This window comes from Nisaea denitrificans DSM 18348 (genome assembly GCF_000426505.1).
GTDB lineage: Bacteria > Pseudomonadota > Alphaproteobacteria > Thalassobaculales > Thalassobaculaceae > Nisaea > Nisaea denitrificans.
Genome location: NZ_AUFM01000011.1, coordinates 1,122,103 through 1,140,515, shown reverse-complemented (window position 1 = coordinate 1,140,515; position 18,413 = coordinate 1,122,103). Strand labels below are relative to the sequence as shown.

17 protein-coding genes and 1 tRNA gene are annotated in these 18,413 nt (G+C 59.0%); 7 read left to right on the top strand and 11 right to left on the bottom strand.

The genetic code is table 11. The features are described from left to right. Positions 1-32 precede the first annotated feature (32 nt). From K328_RS0106300 to K328_RS0106290, 3 genes are read left to right on the top strand one after another with little or no spacing between them, the layout of a single operon-like run. On the top strand, positions 33-767 hold the full coding sequence (locus tag K328_RS0106300) for an amino acid ABC transporter ATP-binding protein (protein WP_036553196.1): 735 nt from the start codon (positions 33-35) through the stop codon (positions 765-767). Continuing rightward, positions 764-1,465 (top strand): amino acid ABC transporter permease, encoded by a 702-nt coding sequence (locus tag K328_RS0106295; RefSeq protein WP_051284590.1) that lies wholly within the window; start codon positions 764-766, stop codon positions 1,463-1,465. Before K328_RS0106300 ends, K328_RS0106295 begins: the two co-directional genes overlap by 4 nt. Position 1,466: 1 nt before the next feature. Then, the gene (locus tag K328_RS0106290; RefSeq protein WP_028465243.1) at positions 1,467-2,132 is read left to right on the top strand and encodes an amino acid ABC transporter permease; all 666 of its coding nucleotides are present in this window, start codon (positions 1,467-1,469) and stop codon (positions 2,130-2,132) included. 28 nt (positions 2,133-2,160) lie between these two features. On the opposite strand, the gene K328_RS0106285 is transcribed toward K328_RS0106290, so the two are convergent. After that, the gene (locus K328_RS0106285; RefSeq protein ID WP_169721183.1) at positions 2,161-4,251 is read right to left on the bottom strand and encodes an AfsR/SARP family transcriptional regulator; all 2,091 of its coding nucleotides are present in this window, start codon (positions 4,249-4,251) and stop codon (positions 2,161-2,163) included. A gap of 342 nt (positions 4,252-4,593) precedes the next feature. On the opposite strand from K328_RS0106285, the gene K328_RS22820 reads away from it, so the two are divergent. Next, a complete protein-coding gene (locus K328_RS22820) occupies positions 4,594-5,373 on the top strand; it encodes a lysophospholipid acyltransferase family protein (protein WP_169721182.1) in 780 nt (259 codons plus the stop codon). A 10-nt stretch (positions 5,374-5,383) separates the two neighbouring features. Here the strand turns inward: K328_RS22820 and K328_RS22815 are convergent, their stop codons facing one another. From K328_RS22815 to xylF, 4 genes are all read right to left on the bottom strand, one after another. Next, positions 5,384-6,598, bottom strand: a complete 1,215-nt coding sequence (locus K328_RS22815) for an ROK family transcriptional regulator (protein ID WP_051284588.1) — start codon at positions 6,596-6,598, stop codon at positions 5,384-5,386. Next, positions 6,595-7,389 (bottom strand): ATP-binding cassette domain-containing protein, encoded by a 795-nt coding sequence (locus tag K328_RS0106270; RefSeq protein ID WP_028465241.1) that lies wholly within the window; start codon positions 7,387-7,389, stop codon positions 6,595-6,597. The genes K328_RS22815 and K328_RS0106270 overlap by 4 nt, the downstream gene beginning before the upstream one ends. Positions 7,390-7,394: 5 nt before the next feature. After that, the gene (locus K328_RS0106265; RefSeq protein WP_051284760.1) at positions 7,395-8,726 is read right to left on the bottom strand and encodes a sugar ABC transporter permease; all 1,332 of its coding nucleotides are present in this window, start codon (positions 8,724-8,726) and stop codon (positions 7,395-7,397) included. A gap of 69 nt (positions 8,727-8,795) precedes the next feature. Then, positions 8,796-9,845 carry a D-xylose ABC transporter substrate-binding protein gene (gene xylF / locus K328_RS0106260; protein ID WP_051284587.1) on the bottom strand — a complete coding sequence of 350 codons (1,050 nt, stop codon included), beginning with the start codon at positions 9,843-9,845 and terminating at the stop codon, positions 8,796-8,798. Positions 9,846-10,032: 187 nt separating this feature from the next. Here xylF and K328_RS0106255 point away from each other — a divergent pair, with 187 nt between their 5' ends. Next, positions 10,033-10,803 carry an SDR family NAD(P)-dependent oxidoreductase gene (locus K328_RS0106255; RefSeq protein ID WP_028465238.1) on the top strand — a complete coding sequence of 257 codons (771 nt, stop codon included), beginning with the start codon at positions 10,033-10,035 and terminating at the stop codon, positions 10,801-10,803. Positions 10,804-10,867: 64 nt separating this feature from the next. Here the strand turns inward: K328_RS0106255 and K328_RS0106250 are convergent, their stop codons facing one another. Beyond that, positions 10,868-12,046 carry a UxaA family hydrolase gene (locus tag K328_RS0106250; protein WP_028465237.1) on the bottom strand — a complete coding sequence of 393 codons (1,179 nt, stop codon included), beginning with the start codon at positions 12,044-12,046 and terminating at the stop codon, positions 10,868-10,870. A 2-nt stretch (positions 12,047-12,048) separates the two neighbouring features. Beyond that, positions 12,049-12,339 carry a UxaA family hydrolase gene (locus K328_RS0106245; RefSeq protein WP_028465236.1) on the bottom strand — a complete coding sequence of 97 codons (291 nt, stop codon included), beginning with the start codon at positions 12,337-12,339 and terminating at the stop codon, positions 12,049-12,051. Positions 12,340-12,485: 146 nt separating this feature from the next. Here K328_RS0106245 and K328_RS0106240 point away from each other — a divergent pair, with 146 nt between their 5' ends. Next, positions 12,486-13,187 (top strand): GntR family transcriptional regulator, encoded by a 702-nt coding sequence (locus K328_RS0106240; RefSeq protein WP_028465235.1) that lies wholly within the window; start codon positions 12,486-12,488, stop codon positions 13,185-13,187. Between the two features lie 84 nt (positions 13,188-13,271). Here K328_RS0106240 and K328_RS22810 read toward each other — a convergent pair whose 3' ends face one another. Continuing rightward, positions 13,272-13,820, bottom strand: coding sequence for a PadR family transcriptional regulator (locus tag K328_RS22810; protein ID WP_084608124.1), 549 nt, complete (start codon positions 13,818-13,820; stop codon positions 13,272-13,274). Positions 13,821-13,957: 137 nt separating this feature from the next. Continuing rightward, on the bottom strand, positions 13,958-15,406 hold the full coding sequence (locus K328_RS22805; RefSeq protein WP_036553194.1) for a sensor histidine kinase: 1,449 nt from the start codon (positions 15,404-15,406) through the stop codon (positions 13,958-13,960). Positions 15,407-15,580: 174 nt separating this feature from the next. On the opposite strand from K328_RS22805, the gene K328_RS0106225 reads away from it, so the two are divergent. Continuing rightward, positions 15,581-16,462 (top strand): substrate-binding periplasmic protein, encoded by an 882-nt coding sequence (locus K328_RS0106225; protein WP_036553193.1) that lies wholly within the window; start codon positions 15,581-15,583, stop codon positions 16,460-16,462. Between the two features lie 77 nt (positions 16,463-16,539). Here K328_RS0106225 and K328_RS0106220 read toward each other — a convergent pair. Beyond that, positions 16,540-16,631 (bottom strand) — tRNA-Ser (locus K328_RS0106220). A 155-nt stretch (positions 16,632-16,786) separates the two neighbouring features. Next, a complete protein-coding gene (locus tag K328_RS0106215) occupies positions 16,787-18,412 on the bottom strand; it encodes a GMC family oxidoreductase (protein WP_028465233.1) in 1,626 nt (541 codons plus the stop codon). Position 18,413 lies beyond the last annotated feature (1 nt).

Sequence of the window (18,413 nt, the reverse complement as noted above, 5' to 3'; positions counted from 1 at the left end):
CGTTCCAATACCTGTAGAAAGATATCCCGACTATGGCAGCGATCCTCGAGGCGCGCGGTCTCTGGAAGTCATTCGGCGACTTCGATGCCTTGAAAGGTGTCGACTTTACCCTGAACACCGGGGAGTTGGTCTTCGTCATCGGGCCGTCCGGGTCCGGCAAGAGCACCATGCTGAGATGTTTCAACCGGCTGGAGGAGCCGACCGAGGGCTCCGTTATGTTCGATGGTGTCAATCTGATGGACCGGTCAGTGGACATCAATCTGATGCGCCGCCGCCTCGGCATGGTTTTCCAGCAGTTTAACCTCTATCCGCATCTGACAGCGCGGGACAATGTCACGCTGGCCCTGCGCAAGGTGCTCGGCAAGGCACGCGCGGAAGCGAATGAGATCGCCGAAGCCATGCTGGACAGGGTCGGTCTGGGCGACAAGGCCGACTCCCATCCAGGAGAGCTGTCCGGCGGGCAACAACAGCGCGTGGCCATTGCCCGTGCTTTGGCCCTTGAGCCGACCGTCATGCTTTTCGACGAGCCCACGAGCGCGCTTGATCCCGAATTGGTCGGCAGCGTCCTGCAGGTCATGCAACAGCTTCGGGAAGCCGGCATGACGATGGTTGTGGTAAGCCACGAGATGCGTTTTGCCCGCGCGGCCGCTGACCGGGTGATCTTCATGGCGGACGGGCAAATTCTGGAAGAGGGGACGCCGGAAAAGATCTTCGAATCTCCTGAACACGCCCGGACCCGTGAATTCATGCAAGAGATCGGTCAATGAGCACCGCGCCGGAAGCCGGCACGTGGGCCCACTTCATTGAAACCTTTTTCAGGCCGGATCTGATCGACCAGTATGCGGGTGCGATCGGTGATGGTGTCATCGTCACCTGCGAGATCGCCCTGCTTGTGGTCGTGTGCGGGCTGGCGCTGGGTATGGCGCTGGCGATCGTGCGGGCTTACCGGATAACGGCACTTTCCCTGATCATCGTCGGCGTGGTCGACCTGCTGCGGTCGCTTCCGCCCCTTGTCATCATTCTGCTGATGTATTTCGGCTTGCCGACGGTCGGTCTGACTCTCTCCGGGTTTTTTGTCCTCTGGCTGGTCCTGACGCTGGTGCTCGCAGCCTTTGCGGAGGAGATTTTCTGGGCCGGTATTCTCTCTGTTCGCAAGGGGCAATGGGAAGCGGCACGGTCGACCGGACTCGGGTTCAATCAGTGCCTGATCTATGTGGTCGTACCCCAGGCCATCCGCATGACGGTCGCGCCGCTCACAAACCGGACGATCGCAATCACCAAGAATACGGCCCTTGGTACCGTTATCGGGGTTGGAGAGATCCTGAACGAGGCATCGACGGCGCAATCCTTCTCCGGCAGCGCGACGCCGCTGATGATGGGGGCGATTGCCTACATTCTGCTTTTCATTCCGGTTGTTATCGTCGGTCGATGGATCGAGACGCGGTTCCAGTGGAGGCGTGCCTGACATGGATTTGCTGATTTTCAACTTTTTCAATTTCGAGATCATGGCGGAAGCCTTTCCGCTGCTGCTGCGCGGTGTTGGTCAGACCCTTCTGCTCTGCCTGGCGGTGATCCCGCTCGGGTTACTTGGAGGCCTGGTCGTCGCTCTTGCTGCCCGCACCCGGAGACGGGTGCTGCGGTATGCGGTTATTGCGTTCATCGACCTGTTTCGCGCGGTTCCGCCGCTCGTGCTGCTGATCTTCGTCTATGCCGGATTGCCGTTTGCGGGCATTGATATCTCGCCTTTCGCCGCAGTGTGCATCGCCTTCCTGCTGAACAACTCGGCCTACTTCGCGGAAATTTTCCGTGCCGGCATCGAGAGTATCGGTGCCGGGCAAACGGAGGCAGCGCGGTCAACCGGGCTGGGGCCGTTGCAGACCATGGCTTACGTGGTGCTGCCGCAGGCGACACGGAACGTGCTTCCGGATCTGCTCAGCAACAGCATTGAGGTCGTGAAACTGACATCGATCGCCAGCGTCGTCTCGTTTCAGGAATTGCTGTATTCGGCCGATATGGCGCGGTCCCTGACCTATAATTCCTCACCACTCGTCATGGCGGCTGCGATGTATCTGGTGATCCTTTGGCCCGTCGTCCGCATTCTCAGCCGGATGGAGCATCGGGTCGGTCAATAACACCTGATGTTATTCCTGGAGCGTTTTCTCAGCGGGTTGTGAGGCCGGCGCGTTCCAGGGAGTGTTTCATATGGAAATAGTCTGCCGGATTGCGAAAGGGCTGAACCGAGAGGAACCAGCGGGAAATATCGCCGGGTAGAGGGGGCATCTCGCCGGTCCAGTTCTCGCGGGCGGTGGCGAGGAACTTCCGGGCTTCGCGCTCAGCTGAGCGGTCGTTCCCGAGTTGGGCAAAGGCCACCGCTGACCAGGCCTGTGGATAGAATGCGCCTTCGTTCGCTTTCGCCGCTGCCCAGAGCGTTCCCGGATAATCCCGGCAAATGAAACGGCAGGCGGCTTCAATGGACCAGTGTAGCGACTGGTAGTCGAAGCCGGCTTCCTGCAGGTGATCCAGCCGCCGCAAAGCCTCTTCGGATTCTCCGCAATAGGCCAGACCCAGGGCGGAGGAGACAGCGACTCCGATGTCGTTTTCATTCAGGGTTTCGGCGATACCGAAGCAGAGCGCGGCCCGTTCGAATTCCCCGACCAGAATGTGAGCCCAGCCGGAAGCCTGGTAGCCCTTTGTGTCCCTTGGGCCGAGCTGTATCGAGCGTTTTGCATGCTCGATGGCCAAAAGTGAGAGGCCGGGTTCGTCTCGGAACCCCGGATAAACGAACCGCTTGAGGCTGGCGCAGAATGAAAGGCTGGAATGACCTGGCGCGAAGTCGGGCTGGTCCTTACGCACTGATGTGAAGATTTCCTCGGCCTCGGCCCATCCGGTCGGGGTCCAGAGATGAAGCAGTCGGCGGCCTTGCATCCATCTGTCGTAGACGGGGGGGGGCTGGCTCGGCTCTTCGCGTTTGGCGGACTGCCGGTTGCTCGCGACATGGGTATTGATGGCTATGGCGAGCTTCTGCACGAGCTGCCGGAGCGTTCGCGGCCAGGTATCCAGACTTGCCGGGTTCTCTTCGCTCCAGAGGATGGTGTCATTGCTGGAGTCACGAACCGAAACCACGACATAGAGGATCGTGTCTTTAACGTATGTATCGCCCGAAATTCTGAAGACCGGGTTAGACGGAAGCATGATTCTCTGGCGTTCGGCGCGTTCGCCATCGACCACCAGCCATTCCCTGAATTTGAGCAGGCTGGACATGAATTGATGACGGAAAGCGCGGGCCATGAATTTCAGCGGGTCCGGCACGCCCGCGTAACTGAATGATTCGACAACCAGACGGGGAGTTCCGGACGGGTCGGGCCTCGAAGATCCGGCATCCGGTTTTGCATCAGCCTCATCAGCGCCGCTCTTGATCAGGGCGACGAGCGCCTTGGTCTCGTCGGACGGCTCCATGTCATAGTCGTTTTCAAGCAGCGACCAGAGGCGATTATAGCGCTTCAGGGCGGAGCCGATATCTCCTGCGCGGACATGCTGCAGCATCAGCTCCCGGCATGCGCCTTCATGGGTCGGGTCGAGGTTGGAGAGGGCAAGAGCCGCATTCTTGGTCGCGTGCGCTGCATCGCGGCCTGCATTGCCGGAGGGTTGGGCCAGGCGGACCTCCAGGCTGGCAACCAGACGATCATTCAGGTTTTGCCTTTGCGTCAGCACCCAGGAGTTAAAAGCCTCATCCAGGTCGTCGAAGCCGAGCAACAGCGAGGCCGATATGTCGGAGCGTTGCAGCAAGATGGGGTGTATCGGCGCATCGGCGTCAATTTCCAGAACAGCCCAAAGGTCGGTTTCGAACATCCTTTTATTGAGACGGACCTCGGTCCGCGTCGCGTCAATTCCAACGATGCCGACGGCATCGAAATACTGGTTGAGCCTCCGGAGGGCCTGTCGCAGCGATGCGCGCGCAAGGTCTTCTGTCGCACCGCTCCAGAGGAGGCCTGCAATGCTCTCTCTGGTCGCTTTTTGTGACGGCAGCAGCATGAGATAGGCGAGAATTGCCTGTGCCTTTCGGCTGGGCAAACCGACTGTTCCGTTAGGTGCCTCGATCAGAAAACCGCCGAGAAGGCTGACTTTGATCAGAGCTGACGGCGGGCCTGCTGTCGGAGTGGCCGATGCACTGCCGATTGGCGTGGAATGTTCCGTTAAATGGGAGGGGGCGTCGACCATGTTTCCCAAGAGTGCATCATCTGGTTCAATCATCCAGGACAGTGCTTCTGACCCGCTGCCCGGCGCACAAAGCGGAATCATGAATTCTGCATGATCATCATGAAAACAATGCCAAATCAGGGGCGCCGGCGCCAGTTAATCATAAATAAAACTGCCGGTATGCCTGCTCATCCGGTTCATAAAAGAACATGACTGAAAGACTGCAATTAATCGGTCATCAAGTTGTCATTCCTGGCCGCTAGCCTCCGTCTTTTGAGCAAAAGGCGCGGTGTAAAAATGGTCGGAAAATCTGGGGTAAACTGGATCCGGCAGGAGTTCGAAAAACGGACGCCGGTCGTTTCGTACTGTAATCCAGACGACTCTTTGACCCGGCAGGTGCTCATCCGTTTCGTCGAGTTGCTGAGCGGGCAGCCGCGTCTGCAACGGATGTATGACGACTATTGCCGGAAACATCACGACACCGATAATTTCTGGCACTCTGCCGTCGAGTATCTGAGGTTATCCGTTAATTTCGAGCGGAGCCGCCTTAATGCGATCCCGGCTGAAGGTCCTCTGATCGTGGTTGCGAACCACCCGTTTGGAGTGCTTGACGGAATTGCTGTCGGGCATATCACGTCGCTCGTCCGCAAGGACTTCAAGCTGCTCGCGCATGCAGCCCTTGGGCGGGCAGAGCCGTTGCGGCCCTATCTGATTCCGATCGAGTTCGACGGAGCATCGAGCGCGGTGCGCAGCAATGTCGAATCGAAGCGCAAGGCTCTGGCGCATCTCAATGACGGCGGCGCGCTGGTGATTTTTCCGGCGGGACGAGTGTCTACGTCGGAGAAATTATTCGGCAGGGCGACTGACGCTCCCTGGAAGCTTTTTGCGGGCAAGCTCATCGCCCAGACGGATGCGACCGTCGTTCCTATCTTCTTCGAGGGGCAGAATCGGTTCCTGTTTCATCTGGTCAGCCGGTTCAGCGAGGCTTTGCGCGAAGCCCTTCTGATGAACGAGGTGGCCCGCCGGATTGGCGACGATGTGCAGGCCCATATCGGCACACCGGTCCGGTCATCGGAGCTTTCCATCGGGAACGACCGGCAGGCATTGCTCGATCAGTTGCGCGATATGGTCTACGGGCTCGACCCCGTACGTCTGAAAGCCCTCGCGTCCGCCTGATCTGCGGCTCTCAGATAAGGGTTTCTTCCAGCACCAGCGCGGCGGCGCCATGCGCCCAGACTTCGTCACCGCCCGGATCGACCCGAAGATCGACCTTGGTCTGGGCTCCGGGGAACCTGTTGGCTTCCATCGCGCCGGTGAGCGCTGTGAAAAATGCCTTTGCGGACCGGGATCGGGCGCCCGAAAGCACAACGACCGGAGGGTCCAGAACGTCGACGAGATTGGCGATGCCGGTGCCGAGCATGGTTCCCGCGCGTTTGAAGATCGACGTCACTGCTGGCGAGCCTTCATCTGACAGCTTGATGAGATGCTCCATCCGGTCCTGCAAGGCGAACGGATCGTCGATGTCGGTTGTTGACCCCAAGACGTTCGCTTCACGTGCTATGGCGTAGTCTGAGGCATAGGCTTCGACGCACCCGCGCTGGCCGCAGCGGCATAGGGCGCCGCCAACGACGATCTTCGTGTGTCCGAACTCAGCCCCGAAGCCGCGGGCACCACGATAGAGCTTTTCGTCGACAACCAGCCCCATGCCGATGCCATGCTCGACGGTGACGACCAGGAAGGTCGGGAATTGCCGCCCGACCCCGAACCATTTCTCGGCGAGGGCCGTCATATTGGCGTCATTGTCGATAAAGGTTCGAAATCCGGTTTTCTGCTCGACGATCTCGCGGAACGGCACGTCCGGTCGAGAGAAGACCGGCGCCCATCTGACAATTCCGGATGGATATTCCACATAGCCAGGAACGCCAATTCCGACACCGAGAACCAGCTCCGGATCGATCCCGGCATCGCCGATCACTTCCTGTATCTGGGTCATGCAGACCTCGGCGATACGTTCCGGCGCGTCGCGGTTTGCGCGCATGGGAACGATCTTTGCCCCCAGAATTTCTCCCGAGAGGTTCGTCAGAGAGATAGAGGCCTGGTGCATCGATATCTTGATGCCGATGGCGAAGCCGGCTTCCGGGTTCAACTCCAGTCGTGTGCGGGGGCGGCCGCGTGACGACCCGTTTCTGTCCGCCGAGCTTATTTCCTCGCGGATCACACCATCCTCGATCAATTCCGAGGTGATAACCGTGACCGTCGCGGGGCTGATGCCGACATGCTTTGCGATTTCGATCCGCGCCGCGGCCTGGTGCCGCCGGAGGCAGTCGACAATTGCTTTTCTGTTCTGCGCCCGGACCGGGTCGGATATGTGCCGTCCAAGTCGGCGGTCATGCTGGTTCATTGCGCAGAGGGCTTGCCCGCTTCGGAGCCATCTTCCAGATGATCCGGCATTTTCCCGAGAATGATCATGCCGAGTACATCCTCCTTTGAAACTTCTTCAGTGCGGACGGTTCCGACCAAGCGTCCATTCTTCATGACAGTCAGCCGATCGGAAAGATCGAACACGTCATGAATGTCATGGCTGATCAGGAAGATCCCTATACCCTCGGATTTCAGCTGTTTGATCAACTCGGAAACCATGGCGGTTTCCTGAACCCCGAGCGCCGCGGTCGGCTCGTCCATGATCAGGACCTTGGCATCGAAATAGACCGCGCGTGCGATCGCCACGGACTGTCGCTGGCCACCGGATAATGCCTTCACCGGTGCGGCGAACTTGCGGAAGTTCGGATTGAGGCGACCCATTATCTTGCGTGTCTCGTCCTCCATCCGTACCTCGTCCAGCATCCCGGAAGACGTCAGGATTTCCCGCCCGAGAAAGAGATTGGCGGCGGCATCCAGATTATCGGCGAGGGCGAGCGTCTGGTAGATTGTCTCGATATTGTAGGCTCTTGCATCCCGTGCGTTGCGGATGACGGCCTTCTGGTCGTTGATCCGAATGTCGCCGGAGTCCGAATGGCAGGCACCGGATAGCACCTTGATCAGGGTCGATTTTCCGGCCCCGTTATGCCCAAGGAGGCCGACGACTTCGCCCGGATAGAGATCGCAGGACACGCCATCGACGGCCTTGATGCCGCCGAAAGAGACATGAATGTCACTGAGCGCGACGAGGGGATGAGCGGTATCTGTGGGCATGGCGTTCACTCCCCGATCCGGCGGCGGTAGACCTGATCGACCCAGACCGCGAGAATAAGCACAAAGCCGATGACAATGGATTGCAGCGACGTGTTGGTGCCGATCAGGGCCATCCCGCTTTGCAGGCTTTGCATGACGAGCGCACCGAGGATTGCGCCATAGATCGTTCCGATGCCCCCGGCGAGGGATGTGCCGCCGATCACAGCGGCGGCAATGACGCGCAGCTCGTCGAGCGTGCCGAGATCATTGGCCGCCGATTGCAGCCGCGCCGAAGCGATGACTGCCGAGATGGCGCACAACCCGCCCATCAATGTGAAAATGTATAGGGTCATGCGGCGGGTATCGATGCCGGAGAGTTCTGCCGCCTGCGGGTTGCCGCCGATGGCAAAGACATAGCGTCCGAACTTCGTGCGCCGGGCGACGATTGTCATTGCGATGGCGATCAGGGCAACGATGACAACCGGGATGGCAATTCCGTGCATCAGCTCCAGCCCGCCTTCGGGAATAGCCCAGCCCTTTGCTTCAGCTAGCCTCTTGGCGGCGCGGGCAGGCACCGGATAGGCATTCATTGCGGCGACGAACCCGAAGACGGCCAAAGTCAGCACGCTGATATTCAGCCAGTCTGCCCAGAGCGGCTTCAGCGGGAAATCGAAGAGCTGGCGCCTGCGACGTCCTCTCAGGATTCCATAGATTACCAGCGCGGCCATGATGGCCCCGAATATCCAGCTGGCCGTCTCGCCCATGGTACCGGCGACACCGCCGCCGAACAGGATGAAGGTCGAGTCCAGCGGGGCTACCGTGCGCCCGGTTGTGACCCACCAAGCGGCGCCGCGCCAGATCAGGAGGCCGCCGAGTGTGACGATGAACGCGGGCACGGCAAGGTATCCGATCACCCAGCCCTGAAGGCAGCCGATCAGAAGCCCGAGGCAGAGCCCGACAAGGATCGTGATAATCCAGTTTGCCGGATGGTTGAAGCCTAGGAGATCAGGCAGAATCTCCGCCTGGACGACCCCCATGACCATGGCGATGACGCCGAGAACCGAGCCGACGGAGAGGTCTATATGGCGTGTCACGATAACGAACACCATGCCGGTCGCCATGACCGCGACCGACGCTGTCTGGACGGAGAGGTTGAAGAGATTGCGTGGGGTAATGAAGCGCCCGCCGGTCAGCAGATCCAGCACAACCCAGATGAGAAGGAGAGCTCCGACCATGCCGAGCAGGCGTAGATCGAGCTCCATGGTGCGCACCATGCCGGTGATGCCGCTCCTGGTTTCGGCGGATCCCGGCGTCTCGGGTTGTTCCATGTCAGAGAGTGATTGAACGCGGTCGCTCATCCAGCCCATCCAATTTGCAGAGAAGAAAAGACCGGCACCGGGTGGTGCCGGTCAGTGGACAGGGTTGGATCAGTTGCAGGCGGCGACCGAGCCGTTCTTGACGCCTTTGCAGACCACGTCTTTCGAGACCCAGCCGGCATCGATCACGATGTTCAGCTTGTCCTGGGTGATCGGCACAGGTGCAAGGAAGAGCGAGTTCAGGGCCTTTCCGTTCGGGCTGGTCCATTGCACGGCGCCCGAAACCTTTGAGGCGTCCTCACCCTTGGCGAGTTCCACGGCGATTTCAGCGGCTCGTTTGCCGAGTTCGCGGGCGTCTTTCCAGACCGAAACCGTCTGGGTGCCGAGCGCAACGCGGTTGAGTGCCGCATGGTCGCCGTCCTGGCCGGAAACGGGAATGCCATCAAGGCCCTGCGCCGTCAGCGCGGCGACAACGCCGCCTGCTGTTCCGTCGTTTGACGCAACCACCGCATCGACCTTGTTGTCGTTCGCGGTAAGGATCTGCTCCATGTTGCGCTGGGCATTCGCCGGCAGCCAGCCGTCGGTATACTGATTTCCAACGATCTTGATATCGCCCTTGTCGATCGCGGCTTTCAGGACTTCAATCTGGCCGTCATGAAGGAAATCCGCGTTCGGGTCCTGCGGGCTCCCCTTGATGAAGACAAAGTTGCCCTTTGGCTGAGACGCGTACACCGCGCGGGCCTGCATGCGCCCGACCTCGATATTGTCGAAGGTGATGTAGAACGCGTCCGGGTCGTCGATCAGACGATCGTACCCGACCACAGGGATGCCTTCGGCTGCCGCTTTTCTGATTGCCGGCGTTACGGCGGAGGCATCCTGCGCCAGGATGATAAGGGCATTGGCGCCACGCGCGATCAGGCTTTCAACGTCGGAGAGTTGCTTGGCCGTCGAGCTCTGCGCATCCGTGCTGATATATTCAGCGCCAGCCTTGTCCAGAGCGCCCTTGATCGCCGCTTCGTCGGTTTTCCAGCGCTCTTCCTGAAAGTTCGACCAGCTGACGCCGACAACAAGATCGGCTGCGTTGGTTGGCTGTGAGGTTGCAATCATTCCGCCAAGAAGCAATGTCCCAGCGGCAAGAATTCCAGGGAAACGTACCCTCATTTTTTCCTCCCTTATGAGATGGCATTAACTCGCCATTTGATTTATTTTTTTGCTCAAAAATATGTTGCCGCAAGGCTATTTCACCGTCAATAATTTCCTTGTCCCGGGTCGCTTCTTTTCGTGTCCGCAAGCTGTACGGCCTGTCTTATGATCTTGTTACAAGGATGCTTGAGAGGGAGATGTTGAGATGACCGCATATCAGACACGGTATCCGGATCTGGAAGGGCAGGCGGTCTTTGTCAGCGGCGGCGCGACAGGGATTGGCGCGGCTATTGTCGAGGCATTTTCCGTACAGGGCGCGCATACCTATTTCGTCGATATCGACGTAGAGGCTGCTGAAGCATTGATGCATCGCCTGGCTGAGGAAACGGGAAATGCGCCTTTCTTCCATCGTTGCGATGTGACCGACACGACAGAGTTGAAAAGCGCGATCAACCGGGCCGCGGATGCGACAGGATCACTCTGCGCGATGGTCAACAATGCGGCGCATGACCAGCGCTTCGTCGCGGAAGAAGTGACGGAGGAGGATTGGGAGGCAATCGTCGCGATAAACCTGAAGCATCAGTTTTTTGCCGCGCAGGCTGCCTACGGGATCATGTCCGAAAATGGAGGAGGGTCGATCATCAATTTCGGCTCGATCGCACCGACCCAGGGGGTGAAGAACCTCGCGGTCTATTCCTCTTGCAAGGCAGCGGCTTTCGGTCTGACGCGTTCCCTCGCGCGCGATTTCGGTGAAGCGGGTGTCCGTGTCAACTCGGTCGTGCCGGGCGCTATCCTGACCCCGCGCCAGCTTCGTGAATGGATCGACGAAGAGACCAAACGCGACATTATCGCCCGTCAATGCCTCAAGCGGCCGATGCAGGCAGACGATGTTGCCGAGATGGTGCTGTTCCTGGCCTCGAACGCATCACGTGGATGCACCGGCCAGGAGTTCCGGGTCGACGGGGGCAATATCTGACGCGGGGGGCGAACGAAAAAGCCGGCCGGATAATGGGCCGGCTTTTCGGTGAAGTGGAGGACCGTCAGGCCGAGCGGTAAAGCTTGGTCATGGAGAATTCCCGGTGGCCGAGGGCTTCAGCCGCCGTGTTACGGCCGTTTGCGGTCCGGATGATCATGTCGATCAGGGAATCCCCGGCCTCGTCGATGGTCATCTCCCGGGTCAGCACGCCGGTCACGTCCACATCGATATGCTCGGACATGGTGCGCAGGGTGCGCGGGTTGCCGGAGATCTTGACGACCGGAACGATCGGGTTGCCGACCACGTTGCCCTGACCCGTCGGGAAGGTGTGAATGACGAAGCCGCCAGCCGCCATCAGGGTGACGCACTCCGCCGCTGCCGACGAGCTGTCCATGAAATAGAGACCGGGGCCTTTTTCCGGTGTCTCTGCGGGGCCGATGGCGTCGATATAGGTCGATGTCCGGCCGATCTTCTCCAGATTGCCGAGAGCCTTCTCCTCAATGGTCGTGAGGCCACCGAGAATGTTGCCCTTGGTCGGCTGGCTGTCCGAGAGATCGTCCGTCTGGTGGGCGAAGATCACCTCGTCCTGATAGGCCTGCCAGATCTTGCGGAATTTGGCGCCGATCTCCGGCGTTGCCGCGCGGGCCTCGCAGATATGCTCGCCGCCGGTAATTTCCGACGTCTCCCCGAAGCAGCCATAAAGGCCGTGCGGCAGCAGCTTGTCGTACATGTTGCCGACGGTCGGGCAGGAGGAGAGGCCCGTCGTCGTGTCGCTTTCGCCGCATTTTGTCGACACCCAGATGTCGGTCAGCGGCACGGCTTCCTTCTGCAGTTCCGTGGCCCAGTGGACATATTCCTTGGCCTGCCAGGAGGCGGCCCGGATGGTCTCGAAGTCACCTTTCTGCTCGATGGAGAAGCCGGTGACCGGCTTGCCGGTCTTGGCGATGCCGTCGACGATCACCTTGGTCCATTCAGGCTCGATGCCGATCACCACAACGGCGGCGACATTCGGGTTTGCGCCGGTGCCGATGATGGTGCGGAAATGCAGATCCAGATCTTCGCCGAATTGCAGGCGCCCATAGGCATGCGGGATCGCCATGGTGCCTTTGACGTTGTTGGTCACGGCTTCGCAGGCGGCGTTGGAAATATCGTCCACGGGCAGGACGAGGACATGGTTGCGGACGCCGACGCGGCCGTTTTCCCGGCGCCAGGCATTCACGCTCGTATTTGCAAGATCGGCCATCTCTACCACCTCTTGGTTTTCATGTTGTGGGTATGGACGTGCTCGCCGACGCCGGCATTGCCGACCATCTTGCCGATATCCTCGCCATATTTGATGACCGTATCACCGGCGGAGAGGTCCTTCAGGGCCACCTTGTGGCCAATGGGGATGTCCGCCTTGGCGGTGAGGCGGAAATCCGAATTGTCGTGCGTAACAACGCACAGCATCTCGGTCCCGGCCTTCAGGTCCTCAACTACGACGACACCGACCGTGTCGTCCGGGTTATGGACCAGCAATTGGGGGATGTTGGTCATTTCGTGAGCTCCCTCAGTTTCATTTTTTGAGTTTCGTTAACCCATGTCATTACATGTAGGAGAATTCTTATACAAGACTGACGCAGTGCGATCTGCTACATGGCGTCCATACCGAGATGAAGACCGGATGGGATCAGGCGAGCCAGATGACTGAACCGCTCTACAAAACCGTGATCGGAACGCTGATCGACCGCATCATCTCGGGTGAGCTGGTGCCGGGGGCGATGTTACCGAGCGAACATGATCTGGGAACGGAGCTTGGGGTAAGCCAGGGCACCGCGCGTAAAGCTCTGGAGGAACTGGAGCGCAGAGGTATCATCAAGCGCCGTCAGGGAGTGGGGAGTTTCGTCGCCGTCCGCACGCCCGAAAACGCCATGTTCCAGTTTTTCAGGCTTCGAAATCCCGACGGAACACAAGCGATCCCGGACTTGGCGGAAGAAGCGGTGTCATCGCGAAATGCGGCGGCATGTGAGGCGGGGCAATTGTCCGGTGCGCCGGAAAAGGTACATGAAATCGTCCGCGTACGGACTATTGGCGGGGCGCGCCTGATTTACGAGAAGTCAGTCGTGCCAGCAGTGCTTTTCCCCGGCCTGGACCAGCGTGCACCGCTGCCCAACGCGCTCTACGCTCTTTATCAGCAAGCTTTCAGGATCGCGATCGTCCGTGCTGAGGAAAGCATCAGGGCGATTGCCGCTGATCAAGAGACGGCTTCGGCGTTGGGGTGCGCCGTGTCCCGCCCGGTCATGCGCGTTGAGCGTAAAGCATTCGATATAGCAGACCGTTGCGTCGAGCTGCGGTCGAGCTTTTACGTTACGGATCACCACGCATATGGGATTTCTCTATCGTAATTTAACGTGTCCGGTTCCTGCCGTCCGCATCATTGGACGGTCACGCGTCAGCGTGCAGGTTTACAGCTAAGGGTGCCGTTCAATTCAAAGTCGCTCGATCTTGCTGGCGGCTTCATCCACCAGTCCGGCAACCGCGAGAACGGTTTTCTTGTCGGTGCCGCTCTCAGCGAGCTTGTCGTTTAGCGCGGTCTTGAGGTTTTCCATCGCGCGGCGGATTGGCGCCGGCTCAAGGCGGCTCTGTCGTTCGGCGATGGCGGCGATACGGGACATCGCCGCGCTGGCATCACTTGCAAGCTCCTCTAGGTGGGCCCGGCCCGCGTCGGTTATTTCAAACAATTTCTTCGGGCCGTCCGTTTCGCCTTCCGAGATGAGATCCATCTCCAGGAGGAGCGTAAGTGTCGGGTAGACCACCCCGGGGCTTGGCGCATAAGCGCCTCCGGTCTGACCTTCGATTTCCCGGATCAGGTCGTATCCATGCCGTTCACGCTGGGATATCAGGGTCAATAGAACCAGGCGGAGCTGGCCGCCGTCGAGAACCCTGGGACGGCGACCGCCACGCCCGCGTATTACGCGTGACCCTTGCCGTTCCGAATGTCCCTCATCGCGATGATATTGTCTGTCGTTGTGCCTCATAATGGCAGATTCCATTTATCAAAGATACAAATAGATATATCTTTGATGCATCGAAATGCAAGGAGCACCAATACTTATTTGAAGCCTATCTAGCCGATCCTAAACGGAAGGATGTCCTACATTCCGCGACTTGACTGTCACAGCGCCTCGGTTAATTGGGGGGTACTGTCTCCCTGGGAAAGTTCACCCGAATCCGAAGTTTTTAGATCGACCCAGAATGTCGATCCTTTGGCCAGAACGCTGTCGCAGCCGATACGCCCGCCCATGCCCTCCGCGAGCATTTTGCAGATGGCAAGACCAAGGCCGGCTCCGGGAATGTCGGGGAGGTTATTGTCACCCCGGACGAACGGCTCGAAAATAGACTGGAGCTGATCCGGCGGGATACCGCTTCCACTGTCTTCGACAAACAAGCGTTGCCGACCATCGGGCCGGGTTGTTACGCCGACTGTAATCATGCCGCCGGATGCGTTGTATTTCGTGGCATTGGTGACGAAATTCAGCAGGATCTGCCGTAGGCGCGATTGGTCTGCCTGCACTGTTGCCTCAGACTGTATATCGGTCTTCAGCGAGATTTGGCGTTCGCCAGCAATCTCTTCCAGTTGTTGGATATCGCTTCGGATGATGTCTGCCAGGCTGACATCTTCAATCTCGAATTCGATGGAACCTGCCTCGATCTTCGAGAAGTCTAGGATATCTCCTAGCAACCTATTCAGTTGTTTGCCGGCGCTGGAGATGTTTTTCAGGTACGAGTTCCGGCGCTCGGTATTGTCGGCGCCGATGCCCATTTCCAGTGCCTCCGCATAGCCGATGATTGCATTGAGCGGCGTGCGCATTTCGTGGCTCATGCTGGCGAGAAAGACGGATTTGGCTTTGTTCGCGGCTTCAGCCTCGATGACTGCCTTGGCTAATGCATTTGTCGATTGAAGAACCCGGTTTTCGAGCATATCCAGCTCATCGCCGCGTGCCACCGTTCCCGGTTGATGCCGCGCTGCCCTGGCAAAGGATTCTGCCAGCCGGGTGACGCGCTTGGTAATGATCAGTTGGAATATCATCGTGAGAAGGAAGGCAAGGAGTGTGCTTTTCAACAGGCCGGATACAAGGGCGTTCCAGGTCCGTTGCTGGAACCCTGGAGCCGCCGCTACCGGATCGAGTTCGATGATCAGAGTTCCAACGTCGATGTTCGCTTGTTCGTTTCGTAGATCACGGGCGAACAGCTCGGCGTCGGACCCGAGCAGGAGTTGCTCCAAAATCGATGGCGGCTTTGTCGGGCTTCTGAATGCGCGAGCAAGCGTAAGGCCGGTTTCATCCAGAATTTCGGCTTTCACAAGTGCCGGGTCGCTTAGCAGGCTGGCAACCAGTTCCTGGGCGCCGATATCGTCCAGCCGGTAAGCGGCGCGCGCCGCAGGCTGACCAGCATAGTCCAAAATGGATTTGGCATGTACGCTCAGGTCTTTGCGCTCGTCCCGCGCATCAAGCAGAATTTGCATGATGGCGAATACAGCCCCGATAGCCAGAGCGATAAAGACGGCTATCTGAGCTTGCCTGACGGACAAGCGGCGACGAAAAGGGATCTTTGAGCTGGCCAATGAGACTCTCTTGAACACAACAATGACGGCTACGGTATAAGACCGGATCAATCAGGGCTAGGCTTCTGGGGAACTTAATATATTTATGGTTTTATGGCAGAATTGCGGGGCTGGTTTGAAACTTCGGGCTATACTGACTGGGCCGAGTGATGAGTTCCGGATTGGTTGGTGGCGATGTTGTGTGCCCAACGCGGACTGAGTGTGATGCGGTACCCGTTGACGATTGCGGCAACGGCGGTTTCTCTTTTTTTTGCCGCATTTCACTCCAGCGCAGTGGCGCAATCGGGCGAAGATCAGTTATGCGATGACATTCCCGCATTTACGCTCGCTGCCGAGGATGGTTTCTTCCCATACACAGGAATGTTCGAAGGCAAGTTGAGAGGGTTTTCACTCGATATTGTCTCCGCGGCGTTCAGTGCGGTTGGTTGTCGTGTCAGTTTCGTAGCAATGCCTTATGCGCGGTGCGTACGCGAGGTACAGGCTGGACGTCAGATCGGGTGTTTCAACACAACGAATTCGGCGGACAACCAGGACAAGTTCATCTTCCATTCCCAGCCGCTGTTCCGAGGCAGGATTCTGGTCTACGCTCATCCTGACTGGGTAGGGCCCTTCACCGAGGACGCGTATGAGACACGCAGCTTTTCCGTCGTGCGCGGCTATACCTACACGGATGCGTTTGATCGAAGTTCTTCAATCCGGAAAATTGCGCTTGAGTCCGATATGCAGACTTTGGCAATGGTGGCCCGCCGCCGAGCCGATTTCGCCGTGGTCTATGAGAAAGTGGCACAGTTTCAGATCGGCTGGAACCGGGAGCGAATCAAGCCATCACCGGTACCGGTCCACAAGTTGGTGGAGTACGATCTTTTCGTTTCCTTCTCCAGGATCGCCGAGCACTTGTCAGTCAAACTGGCCCGCGCTCTGGATACAGGGCTCGAAAAAATTCGGAACAATGGCACCTATGCCAGAATCGATGCGGCTTGGATTGCCTGGCTTTCCGAGGGCGTTAAGGCTGATGAGTTGCCGCCAAAGTGGACGAAGCTAGGCATCGGCGACTGAGATGACTGGTACGACCTGGGCAATCCGCTGAAGCGGTTGCCATCCGGCTATTTCAAGGAGTGAATAGAAAGAAGAACTGGCGGAGGGGAAGAGATTCGAACTCTCGATACCGGTTTCCCAGTATAACGGTTTAGCAAACCGCCGCCTTCAGCCACTCGGCCACCCCTCCGCCGGAGCGACACAGCGGGTAAACCCACCGCACGACGTATGCAGCGCCCCTTCTATGCGGCGGCCTGCCCACTGTCAATGAATGCATTCTTCGGAGATGTTTTTTTTCGGAGCAGGCACATTGGCGAAGACCTGCTCCGAAAGAAGATCTTGGTTTCAGGGGCTTTTCGCAGCCTCCAGAATGATGTCGCTTGCCTTCTCGCCAACCATGATCGAGGGCGCGTTGATGTTCCCGGACGTCACTGTCGGGAAGATCGAGGCATCGGCGACACGTAGATTCTCAACGCCATACACTTTCAGGCTTGGATCGACGACACAGGTCTGTGCGTCGGGGCCCATCATGCAAGTGCTGCTCGGATGAAAGACGCTGCCGCCCTTGGTCCGGATATAGTCCAGCATGGCCTCGTCGCTGTCGACACCGGGGCCGGGAAAGATTTCCTCCAGCACGATGTCTTTCATTGTCGGCGTGCTGGTGAGCTGACGCAGGAATTTCAGCCCCTCCAGATTGTCCTGCAGGTCATGCTCGGTCGCCAGGTAGTTGGGGTGAATCTCCGGCGCGGCCGCGGGATCGGCGGAACGCAGGCGGAGGTAACCCCGGCTGGTCGGACGGCAGGGTGAAATACTGAGGATGAAGCCGGCGAAGGGGTCCGGGTGCATCAGGGCGCGTTTTCCCGGCGGGCCTTTCAGATAGCTCAACGGCGAGAAATAGAGCTGCATGTTGGGCCGGTCGAGATCCGGACGGGTTTTGAAGAAACCGCCGCCCTGATTCAGACTGAGAGACATCGGACCGCGGCGCGCGGTCACGTATTGCAACCCGGCCCAGAGCTTTCCCCACCATGGCGTCAGCGTGTTGTTGAGTGTCGGTAGTCTGGATTTCAGTGTCTGATCGACGATGTAGTGATCCTGCATGTTCCGACCAACGCCGGGGCGATCAACCAGTACGTCGATCCCGGCTGTCTTCAAATCCTCCGCCGGGCCGATACCGGAGCGCATCAGCAGCAGAGGGCTGCCGACCGCGCCTGCGGAGACGATTACCTCGGCTTTTGCATGTGCGCGTTTCAGCTCTCCACGGCATCGGTACTCGACCCCGGTCGCGCGGGTTCCGTCAAACAGCAGGCGCTCGGCCATCGCGTGTTTTTCGACCCGCAGGTTTGACCGTCGCCGGGCAGGCCGGAGATAGGCGCGGGAGGTGGACATGCGAACGCCGTCCCGGGTCGTGACGTGATAGGTGCCGACGCCTTCCTGGCTGGCGCCGTTGAAATCGTCGTTGCGTGGCAGACCGGCTTCTTCGCCGGCCTTGATATAGGCCTCACAGAGCGGGTGAAGGTCGTCCTTCGGGGCGCTGACATGGAGCGGGCCGGAGCCGCCGTGCCAAGCGCTCTCGCCCCATTCGTGGGACTCCATCTTTTTGTAGACTGGCAGGATGTCATCCCAGCCCCAGCCGGGATTGCCTGCATCGCGCCAATCGTCAAAATCCCCGGCCTGTCCGCGGACATAAACCATCGCGTTGATCGAGCTTGAGCCGCCGAGCACCTTGCCGCGCGGCCAATAGCTCGGGCGGTTGCCTGCCGTTGGCACCGGCTCGGTCATGTACATCCAGTTCACTGAAGGGTCGTAGAAGGACTTGCCATAGCCGATGGGCACCTGGATCCAGAATCGCCGGTCGTCGCCACCCGCTTCCAGCAGGAGCACCCGGTGCCGTCCATTCTCGCTGAGGCGCCCGGCAAGCGCACATCCTGCCGACCCAGCGCCGACGATGATGAAGTCAAACTGATCTTCCAAC

Coding starts and splice junctions, on each gene's coding strand:
- K328_RS0106300 (WP_036553196.1), top strand. CDS start 33: ATGGCAGCGATCCTCGAGGCGCGCGGTCTCTGGAAGTCATTCGGCGAC.
- K328_RS0106295 (WP_051284590.1), top strand. CDS start 764: ATGAGCACCGCGCCGGAAGCCGGCACGTGGGCCCACTTCATTGAAACC.
- K328_RS0106290 (WP_028465243.1), top strand. CDS start 1,467: ATGGATTTGCTGATTTTCAACTTTTTCAATTTCGAGATCATGGCGGAA.
- K328_RS0106285 (WP_169721183.1), bottom strand. CDS start 4,251: ATGATTGAACCAGATGATGCACTCTTGGGAAACATGGTCGACGCCCCC.
- K328_RS22815 (WP_051284588.1), bottom strand. CDS start 6,598: ATGAACCAGCATGACCGCCGACTTGGACGGCACATATCCGACCCGGTC.
- K328_RS0106270 (WP_028465241.1), bottom strand. CDS start 7,389: ATGCCCACAGATACCGCTCATCCCCTCGTCGCGCTCAGTGACATTCAT.
- K328_RS0106265 (WP_051284760.1), bottom strand. CDS start 8,726: ATGAGCGACCGCGTTCAATCACTCTCTGACATGGAACAACCCGAGACG.
- xylF (WP_051284587.1), bottom strand. CDS start 9,845: ATGAGGGTACGTTTCCCTGGAATTCTTGCCGCTGGGACATTGCTTCTT.
- K328_RS0106255 (WP_028465238.1), top strand. CDS start 10,033: ATGACCGCATATCAGACACGGTATCCGGATCTGGAAGGGCAGGCGGTC.
- K328_RS0106250 (WP_028465237.1), bottom strand. CDS start 12,046: ATGGCCGATCTTGCAAATACGAGCGTGAATGCCTGGCGCCGGGAAAAC.
- K328_RS0106245 (WP_028465236.1), bottom strand. CDS start 12,339: ATGACCAACATCCCCCAATTGCTGGTCCATAACCCGGACGACACGGTC.
- K328_RS0106240 (WP_028465235.1), top strand. CDS start 12,486: ATGACTGAACCGCTCTACAAAACCGTGATCGGAACGCTGATCGACCGC.
- K328_RS22810 (WP_084608124.1), bottom strand. CDS start 13,820: ATGAGGCACAACGACAGACAATATCATCGCGATGAGGGACATTCGGAA.
- K328_RS0106225 (WP_036553193.1), top strand. CDS start 15,581: ATGTTGTGTGCCCAACGCGGACTGAGTGTGATGCGGTACCCGTTGACG.